The following is a 303-nucleotide window of genomic DNA, read 5'->3' on the forward strand; positions in this document are numbered from 1 at the left end:
AGTCTTCGGCTCTGCGAGCCTCGACTGGGGGCTATCTGAGTGGCACCCTGTCGGGTGCTGGTGGTAGAAGCCCGAAGGGGTTGCACTTTGAGATTTATAGGTTGTTATCTATATGTACCCCGTTCGGGGTAGTGTGGATGTGTTGGTCTCTGCTACCCAAGCTTTACCTTCCGGCTCGCTGTCGCTTGCCCTCAGGGGGAAGCTTGGGTTATTACACCGTGAAACCCCTTTCGGGGTTTTCTTAATCATTGAACAATAACATACCCATAAGGAGAATGTTGCACGAAGTGCCATTCTCGCACA

It is taken from the genome of Porphyromonas sp. HMSC077F02 (genome assembly GCF_001815465.1).
Classification (GTDB): domain Bacteria; phylum Bacteroidota; class Bacteroidia; order Bacteroidales; family Porphyromonadaceae; genus Porphyromonas_A; species Porphyromonas_A somerae.